This window comes from Pseudomonas frederiksbergensis (genome assembly GCF_003732665.1).
Classification (GTDB): domain Bacteria; phylum Pseudomonadota; class Gammaproteobacteria; order Pseudomonadales; family Pseudomonadaceae; genus Aquipseudomonas; species Aquipseudomonas frederiksbergensis_G.
In genome coordinates, this window is record NZ_MOBP01000191.1 from 1 (window position 1) to 282 (window position 282).

General features: G+C 54.3%; 1 protein-coding gene. It reads right to left on the bottom strand.

The annotated features are described in order from the left end of the window. On the bottom strand, positions 1–282 hold a 282-nt coding region (locus BK665_RS33765; RefSeq protein ID WP_123410663.1), incomplete at both ends, for a methyltransferase domain-containing protein.

The following is a 282-nucleotide window of genomic DNA, read 5'->3' on the forward strand; positions in this document are numbered from 1 at the left end:
GCCAGCCAATTAGTCACCCGCTCACCTTCCAATTGATAACTGTCCAGCGGCCACCGCTTGTGACCTTCCCCATCGATCAACCAACCCGCATTACGCGGTGCCATGAGAATCGGGTGTTCGATGGAAAACACAAAACGCGAACCGGGTTTCAGTGCTGCGTAAATGTTAGCACACCGGCCGGGTAGACCCTTCATGTAGTCCAACGCCAGACAGCTATAGGCCAGGTCGAAACTTTCTTTGCTCAAGTCGAGATGTTCCAGATCGGCGCGAGCGTACTGGATG